8 protein-coding genes are annotated in these 8711 nt (G+C 42.2%); 2 read left to right on the top strand and 6 right to left on the bottom strand.

What is annotated here, in order from left to right; all coding sequences use genetic code 11:
- From E1163_RS05430 to E1163_RS05420, 3 genes are all read right to left on the bottom strand, one after another.
- Window positions 1-1860, bottom strand: a 1860-nt coding sequence (locus E1163_RS05430; RefSeq protein ID WP_155170297.1) for a tetratricopeptide repeat protein, incomplete at its 3' end; no start/stop codon positions are given.
- Window positions 1861-1880: 20 nt separating this feature from the next.
- Entirely contained in the window at window positions 1881-2477 is a 597-nt protein-coding gene (locus E1163_RS05425; RefSeq protein ID WP_155170296.1) for a hypothetical protein, read from the bottom strand.
- Between the two features lie 101 nt (window positions 2478-2578).
- A complete protein-coding gene (locus E1163_RS05420; protein ID WP_185155970.1) occupies window positions 2579-4270 on the bottom strand; it encodes a C1 family peptidase in 1692 nt (563 codons plus the stop codon).
- A 365-nt stretch (window positions 4271-4635) separates the two neighbouring features.
- Between E1163_RS05420 and E1163_RS05415 the strand changes: the two genes are divergently transcribed.
- Both E1163_RS05415 and E1163_RS05410 read left to right on the top strand, forming a co-directional pair.
- Window positions 4636-5214, top strand: a complete 579-nt coding sequence (locus tag E1163_RS05415; protein ID WP_155170291.1) for an RNA polymerase sigma factor — start codon at window positions 4636-4638, stop codon at window positions 5212-5214.
- A 2-nt stretch (window positions 5215-5216) separates the two neighbouring features.
- Window positions 5217-5966: a tetratricopeptide repeat protein gene (locus E1163_RS05410; protein WP_155170289.1), complete on the top strand. Its 750-nt coding sequence runs from the start codon at window positions 5217-5219 to the stop codon at window positions 5964-5966.
- Window positions 5967-5982: 16 nt separating this feature from the next.
- On the opposite strand, the gene E1163_RS05405 is transcribed toward E1163_RS05410, so the two are convergent.
- The 3 genes from E1163_RS05405 to E1163_RS05395 all read right to left on the bottom strand — a co-directional run.
- Window positions 5983-7425: an aldehyde dehydrogenase gene (locus tag E1163_RS05405; protein WP_155170287.1), complete on the bottom strand. Its 1443-nt coding sequence runs from the start codon at window positions 7423-7425 to the stop codon at window positions 5983-5985.
- 129 nt (window positions 7426-7554) lie between these two features.
- On the bottom strand, window positions 7555-7752 hold the full coding sequence (locus E1163_RS05400) for a hypothetical protein (protein ID WP_155170285.1): 198 nt from the start codon (window positions 7750-7752) through the stop codon (window positions 7555-7557).
- 216 nt (window positions 7753-7968) lie between these two features.
- A partial coding sequence (locus tag E1163_RS05395) for an SDR family oxidoreductase (RefSeq protein WP_155170283.1) occupies window positions 7969-8711 on the bottom strand: 743 nt, incomplete at its 5' end.

Below are 8711 nucleotides of genomic sequence, written 5' to 3'. Positions count from 1 at the left end.
AAATGTAATAAGACTGGTAAACGTTTCATCGATTTCGGAATTAAGTTCTATTTTTTTTATAACAGTTTTATTTGAACTTACCCCCATACAGTAGACCTCGTTTTCTCCCCAGAAGTACTCCAGAAGTATCTCGTTAGATTTTAAATGTTTTTTAACTTCAGATAATGAGTACCTATTGTTATTATATTTTAAATCGTAGTAACGTGGATACTCTGTTTCAAAGCTTTTCACCAGGCTATCCAGTCTATTTGTAACTTCATAAAGATCATTTCTCCAACGAGCAGTATCAATATGATCATACTCCATCGACAAATTCCTTCTTAGCTCCGCAGCTTTGGTTTTGAGGTTGATCTCCTTTTCTATCAGCTTTGAAGGTATACCCGCATATTGCAAAGCCATCGTATTATTAAGGGCTTCTGTTAGCATTGTATTTTTATTTGACTCCATCAAATCCCAGAGAAGCTCTACGTAATCCCTTTGACCATGCTCTTCTGATGCCGCCATATATACCATCTCCATGGCACTTTCATAAAAATCCTGAAGGTGGGCCTTAAAGTGCTTTTTATATTCAGTATAGGGCAGTTTTTTATTTATTTCGTCTATTACGGCAAGGGCCGATAAATAAGATTCGATGGCAGCATTCAAATATTTATCTTCCTGCTTAAGCTGACTGTATTTACCGGCAAGTGCCAGTCCCTTTATTTTTAATCCTTCAAGTACCTGAAGATGATTAACTATGGTATCACCAGCTACTTGATGTGTTACCTGAGATAACCCCTCCTGACATAAGTATAATGCTGAATCATAAAGGTTGCTCTGAATAGATAATTCGGCCAGGGCGAAAAGTGAATAGCTCTTTCTTACATGTTTTTCCTTATATAGTTGCTTTGAAAGCGTACTCGAATGCTGATAATACTTTTTTGCAAGCTCAGTCTCTCCCATTTTTTTATATAAGTCTCCATAGTCCATGTACGTAATCACCATATCGGGGTCGTCGGGTGCGCTATATTCGGAAGTCTTCTTAAGCTGTTTTATGGCTGTCGCAAAATTTCCACGAGTTACATTCAATAAGGAAAGTTGGCTATATGTGGCAGCAATTGCATTACTATAGCTTGCGTCATCCTTGTATTTCAAAAAAAACTGAAGAGCTTGTGTATAGTGATCTTCGGCCTGCTCTAAATCATCCTGGTCTCCATCTCCGTAATTCGCCATACCAGCCTTTGCATTGCCAAGATAGGTGTGTATTAAAGCGGTATTATAATCAGAATAATTAGAAAGCTTTGCGGCTTCCATCGCCTTACTATAGTGAAGGTATGCCTTATCATAAAGCAATAAACGCTGATAACATGACCCTAAATAGGAGTGTATGCTAAAAAGGTAATCTGCACCCAGTGTTTGGCGTATTTTATCTTTTTCCAGGAGGGCATCAAAGCATTTGATGGATCTGTGATAATCCCCTACAGAATAAAAATATAGCCCTTCGGTAAAGTCAACTGTATTTCTGGCATCATATGTAGTATCAAGCCGGGCTATGTTACGTTCATAATTACCAATAAGCTCTTTGGCATTGACAATCAAGGTTCTCATTCTCTCAAACCTGTTATGAAACGCCATGCACTGCGCTTCAACAGCAAGTAAGTATAAGGACATATGATATCGCCCTTCTTTTCCTGCCATGCTTTTTAATCCATCAAATTTTTCAGAAACGCTATCAGGTTCTCTGTAGTATGCACCCTCATAAACTTGCTCAATCTGAGTATTGATGTATTGATCAAGGCTATCTGCCGCCTTTTGAAAAAAAGCAAAACCGGGAGCTCTCAGAGTCCCGGTCATTAAAATAATTACAAGTACTATACGCATTAAACTGGCATTCCTTATACTCACTTATCCAAAGCAAATGTATTTGCAGGTACTTTCTCCTCTAACTTTACTGACAAAACATCCTGCCCGTCCTTTATGAGGGTATGAGCCTGCAATACCAGGGCATTGCTAACCAATTCTGGCTTTACCTCTTTAAATTCAAACCATGCTACAGACTTTTTCTCATCATATTTGAGGAATACACCCTTAGCCACAATTTCCCCAGACTCCAGATCGACCCAATGCATGTTGGACTCCTCCGCTAAATGAGAAAATATCCCCACCCTTACATTTCTTAGAAAAGGGTCTCCCGGCCAGCAATGTGGATTTGTGCGGGGTCCCGGGCAAGGAGCCGGGGGCCTGACGATACTGGCCCAGATATTAACTGTCTCTAGTTGCATTTCCTTTATGATTTCAGCAGCTTCTGCCAAAGCTTGTTGGTAATCCTTAGTCTCTTCTGGGTAATTAGATTGAGCCAGCTCTACCTGATGTCTTTCAATAAGCTTTTGATTGTAAATAATATTGTCAATCTCCGCTTCCTCTGTTTCTTCAGGCTCACAAGCTTGCAGTAAAGGAAAAATTAACATTCCAAGAAAAATAAATTTGATATACTTCATAGTTGGTTTGGTTTACATATTAAAAATAATTGAACAATTCTTTGAAAGCAATTTTTTAATCTCACTTATCTGTTAAAAAAATTGAAATGTGTAAATAGGACCTACTGCCTAATCATATAAAAAGGCAGGGGAAAACCCGTCTCAGGAGTATTGCCCGTTATCAATCCACCTTCCCAACTCAGATGTTTGCCAATGAAGCTCTCCGCCCCTTCACCATTTCCAATATCAGCAATCTGTATGTAGGCTCTATTGGTCTCTGCCTTGGGTATTTTGATCTGGGCTGCAGAAGTTGTGGCACCGTCAGATGAGGTAAAAGTGCCATTGAGCAAGTAGAAATCATCTTCCTGATTGGACACATCCTCTACAAACTCAATGGTACCAGTAGCTTTTTCTGTATAGAAATCCCAGCTACTATCTACGTACGATTTGCTCTCAAATGGCCTCGGTGTTTGACTACCTCCGCTTATTAGCCCGGCTTTCCGGGCATATCCGCCATAGGTCTTTCCATCTCCATCGGTGTGCTGGCCGGCCATGAAATTGTTTTGATCAAGATAGTACACAAATTTACGCCCCAGCTTTTCGTCCCATTTCTGCAGCGGTGTGGCTATATCGAAGTAGAATTCTATGCGATTTCCCTTTATAGAGCCGTTTACTTTGTAAGCATTGCCATCGGTATCGTAGTAAGTACCTATTCGGTAATCGTCATACACCTCCGGTATTGCGCCCACGCCATAATTGTATTCAAAAGTGTACTGCGCCATACCGGGAATATGATAAATGTCGAGATCTCCTTTAAAGCCATCATAGTTAAATTTCCAGCGACCGATAAAGGCTATTTCCGGCCATTCAGACGGTGGGTTTGCCAATACAATATAGCTTGCTGCAACCCCATAATTACGTAGGTAGTCATATGAAATATAGGTATAACCTTCACCCCCGGTAGCAGTCCAGCTATTGCCCCAGGAGTTTTTAACAATGAAGTAATGATTATCAGGGTCATCATCTCTTTTATCATAACCCACAATCAGCATCGAATGTCCCATGATACTGCACGAACCACAGGCCTGCCAGATGCCGTTATCATCTCTGCCACCGGTTTCCCAGGGAACAGCCCCGGCAAAGTCCCAGACTACCTCATTGCCCCTTTTCAAAATGGCTTCTATTTTCGCTGGGTCTTTGGCATCATCAATCTCACGGTATTGCGCTACGCTGTAATATTTCTCAGCCCTTAACTGGGTATCCGTCAATATGCCCGGATCAAGATTAAAGTTGCTGTAGTCACGCTGCAGAAGCTCTTCTCCTGCATCCGATTTGACCGTGATATCCCGAAGCGTCTGATAATTATCCTGATAATAGGTGTTAGAAGATTGATACGGCATAACCGGCTCCAGCGGGATCTTAAAGCCTTTGGCAAGCTCAGCAACAACCCCGACACCACCGCCACCGCCGGTATGTCCCAGTTGCGTTTCCCTTGCGTCCACACCCCGGTCAACTATGTCCGTCCAAATGGGATGCAGATAAAAACTTTTCCGGGCAAAATTGATAAACTCTTCAGACAAGTCGACTTCTCCATAACCTATACGTTTATAGGCAGCCTCTACTGCCGCAACACCAGCAAAAACAATGCATGTAGTCCTGCCTCCCTGATCTTTAAGAGCCGATTGTTGCGGTCTTAGATCAACAAAGTCTTCCGAGGTGGTGACATCCGGTGGAGTTTCGAACTCTTCATCACAAGCAGCCAACAACCAGACAAAAACTATAATCAAACAAAGATATTTATTAAATTTTTTCATAACATTTTGATTTTTAGCCATTGGTGGTATAAAACCAAAATGGGTTACCGCTTTTCTATGAATTTTTAAAAGTACAAGCTGTAACTCATTGTAAACATTATACTTAAATAATAAATATCACTGCCACATATTGAGTTTTGCCGGCATTTTCTGTTATTGTCGCACGATTTGTTTTTATAAGATATTTCTAATAAAAAAATAACTCTAATCACTAACCTTTTAAGCATAGGTGATTAGGTATGGGAAAGTGTTCAAAAACTGGTATCTTGCTTTCGGGGGATTTATCCTCTTTTCAACAAAGCAAAGTTTGTCTATCTTGGCCTTTTAAAGTATGGTAACCTTTATGTGCGAATAAGCACTAACGAATGGAAGAAGTACAAACAAATGGCACAACGGTAGATGATGCTATCCTACAGGTAAAACAGGGTGACGATCATTTTCTTCGCCAGTTATATGAGATCAACAGGCCTGGCTTTCTGAAATGGTTCAGAGCCCACCACCGCATCACAGAAGATGAAGCCATCGATTTGTACCAAAAGAGTTTTACCATATTCTATTTCAATGTGAAGGATGAGAAGATCACAACATTAAAAAGCAACATCAGCACTTACCTGTTCGGCATAGGCAAAAACCTGGTCAGGGAACTGTTTCGAGAGCAGAAGCACAAAGTTCAACTGGATGAAATCCCTGAAATAGAGACTTCGGGCAATGACCTTTTGAGGTTTGAGGAAGAGGCCCACCAGCAGGGACTGGTAAAGAAGATACTGGAAAAATTGGGGGAGCCTTGCAAATCGATTCTGCTCATGTATTATTTTAAAAATTTTTCCATGGAGAGCATTGCTTCCAACCTTGGTTATAAAAATGAGGGAGTTGTTAAGAAGAAAAAATGCCTTTGTCTGAAAAAAATTCGTGAAGAACTACTGGAGGCCAAAATCGGTCAATAAATATGGAGCAGGAAGATAAGGATATAGAATTAATAGATGCTTACCATAAAGGAAAGCTCAGCACCAACGAAATAAATGAGTTTGAAAAAAGAAGGGCGGCAGACACTGAGTTTGATCAAAAAGCAGAAGATTACCTCCACGTGATGGCTGAAATCAATACGTTTGGCGAGCAGGAATTCATGAAAAAGCTGGGATCCTGGGAAGAGGAGATTTCCGGAGGAAAAACAGCGAAAGTTATTCCCTTAAAGCGGATACTTTCCATAGCGGCTGTAATCATAATTCTAATGGTGCCCATAGGCTACTTGATTATACAAAATGCTACGCAGCCCGACAGCCAGACACTGTTTGCGTCATACTTTCAGCCTTATGACGACGTCATTTCTCAAAGATCGGGCGACCAGAGCCTTCAGGAAAAGGGCCTCAGCGCATATAACCAGCAAAACTACCGGGCTGCCATCGCCTATTTTGAGGGGCACATTGATGAAAACCTACAGGATAATGCCATAAAAACCTATTTGGGAATCTCTTATCTCGCTGTTGGCGAAGCTGACAAAGCTAAGCAATGGCTCACGGGAACCGCTCAAAATGCTAATGGCTTATACAAGGAAGTTTCCGAATGGTATCTGGCTTTGACTTACCTTAAATTAAACGAAAAAGAGAAGGCCACAGCACAACTCTCTGCCATTGCAAAACAACCAGACCATATGTTCCTGGCACAGGCCAAAGAGCTACTAAAGGAACTCGACAGTTAGGCCGGTTCCTCTATATTTATAATTTGATACAAATATTTTTCGCTTCTGTAAAGAACCTGAGAGCCTCCCATCCTCCTTCACGCCCTACTCCGGACTGCTTCATACCCCCGAAAGGAGTCCTTAGGTCACGAACAAGCCAGCAGTTTACCCAAATAATGCCGCTTTTTAATTGATGTGCTACCCTATGCGCCCGCTTAAGGTTCTCTGTCCATATGGTTGCGGACAGGCCATAGGCAGTACTGTTGGCATAATCCAGCACTTCCTGCTCCTCTTTAAAGGGCATAATGGTGACAACCGGCCCAAATATTTCTTCCTGATTGGTACGGCATTGGTGATTTAAACCAGTGATAATCGTGGGCTCGAGAAAATACCCATCGGCACATCGTCCTTCAAGTTTTTTTCTGTTTCCACCGGCTACAACCTTTCCTCCCTCTTCCTGCGCCAGCTTAATGTATGACATTATCTTTTGCATGTGTGGCTCAGATACTACCGCTCCCACTTTTGTTCCATCCTCCAAAGGGTCACCCACCGTCAGCGCTTTAACCTTTTCAACAAAAGCATTTAAGAATTTCTCATAAATGGACTCCTGAACGAAGATTCTGGAACCACAAAGACAAATCTGCCCCTGGTTGGCAAATGAAGAATGTATGGAAGTGTTCAGTGCCTGATCAAAATCACAATCCTCAAAAATGATGTTAGGATTCTTTCCTCCGAGTTCCAGGGAAAGCTTCTTAAACATTGGTGCTGCAGTAGCTGCTATATTTTTACCTGTGGCTGTTCCTCCAGTAAAGGAAATGACCGGCACATCCGGATGCTCAATTATAGACTGACCGGCCTTCGCACCAAGTCCGTGCACAATATTCAATACACCTTTTGGGAGTCCCGCTTCAATACAGAGTTCGGAAAACAAATAAGCCGTCATAGGTGTGATCTCCGAAGGCTTGGCCACCACAGTATTTCCGGCCGCAAGGGCGGGAGCTATCTTCCAGGTAAACAGGTATAGGGGCAAATTCCATGGTGAGATACAGCCTGCCACACCCATCGGCGTTCTGGTGGTGTAGTTCACAGCCTCTCCATCCATGTTGTGCGATTCGGAAGCAAAGTGTAAAATAGCCGTTGCATAAAAGCGCATATTACTTGAGGCTCTGGGGATATCCACCCGCTGCGCCAGCTTCAAAGGCTTTCCGTTATCTATAGACTCAGCTTCTGCCAGCCGGTCATGATTCTTGTCAATGAGGTCGGCAATTTTATTGAGGATATCCGAACGCTTTTGGGCAGGCATGGTTGACCAACCTTCAAAAGCCGCTCTGGCAGCTTTAACGGCTACCTCCACATCCTCCTTATCCGAATCCGGGATCAAACTGTACACTTTACCCTCCGCCGGGTTATAGTTATCCAGGTATTGTCCGGATTTAGGAGCTACTAACTCGCCGTTGATGTAGTTCTGTATTTTTTTCATGTTATTGATCTACAATTTTTTAATAATATCACCTCAACACTATTATCATATTCTGTGCCTCTGTGTATTAGCGCATATAGTGATCGGATGACTTAGAGTCATCTGATCACTAAGCTCTTTATAAATTATTTATAATATCAACCTTACTTTGGTATCAATTACTTGAACGTTGTAAGAGTCCTTGTAAAATAAAACTTCATCTTCTGGAATATCTAACAATTGCACTGCCATCCTTTTATCACAGAGAGTCCCATTTCTAATACCTGTATAGTCTCTAAAAGAAGAGTAAATCCATCCTTCCATTTTATTCACCAGTTTTGCTTTCATAGGGTTTTGATGAATATAGTGAAAACATACAAAAGGAGCCTTTTCGTCACTATAAGTAAGTTTCTTTGCCTTGGTCTTTTGCTGAAAAAGAGAACCCGTTCGATTATGTCTTTTATTTATTCTCCGTGTGTATGACCTTAAAATTACAGCAATTGCCTTGGTTATACACAGGTTATCAGAGTCATCTGATCACTAAAATTCTCTCTAGTATCAATACTACAAACAACTTAACCGCCCGCCATCTACAGGCAGGTTTATGCCATTGATGTAGGCTGCGGCAGGGGTGGCAAGGAAAGCTGCAGCGGCGGCCACCTCTTCCGGGGTCGCGAACCTGCCTGCCGGGATTTCCTTCTTCATGGCCTTCATCACATCCTCCTCCGTAATATCGGTTTTTTCTGCTTTACTGCGAATGATACTTTCTAATCTGACAGTACTGGTTGCGCCTGGCAATACATTATTGACGGTTATTCCGTACGGGGCTAGCTCAGAGGCCAGTGTCTTTGCCCAGTTAGCCACTGCCCCACGGATAGTGTTTGATACACCAAGCCCTGGCAATGGAGACTTCACTGAGGTTGAAATAATATTGATCACCCTGCCATATCCCACTTGTTTCATAGAGGGTGTTACCGCCTGGGTAAGTATCTGATTACAGATCAAATGCCTTCTAAAAGCAGCTTCAAACTCATCGAGTTTCGCATCTATAGCTTTGCCACCGGCCGGCCCGCCTGTATTGTTGATCAATATCTGAATGTTGTTTTCCTTAATCAGGTATTGGTCGATAGCTGTTTTAAGCCTGGCCGGATCATCAAAATCCGCACATATGTAGTGATGCTCCTGGCCTTTCGTTAAAGGAAGCTGGTCCAGTACCTTTTGTAATTTTTCCTCATTTCGGGCTACTAAGGTGACGCTTGCGCCCAGCAAGGCCAGTTCAAGGGCTATTGCCTTGCCTATGCCCTGGG

The sequence above is a fragment of the Fulvivirga kasyanovii genome (genome assembly GCF_009711405.1).
Lineage (GTDB): Bacteria > Bacteroidota > Bacteroidia > Cytophagales > Cyclobacteriaceae > Fulvivirga > Fulvivirga kasyanovii.
The sequence above is the reverse complement of the archived record's forward strand: the minus strand, read 5'-3'. Positions and strand labels throughout refer to the sequence as shown.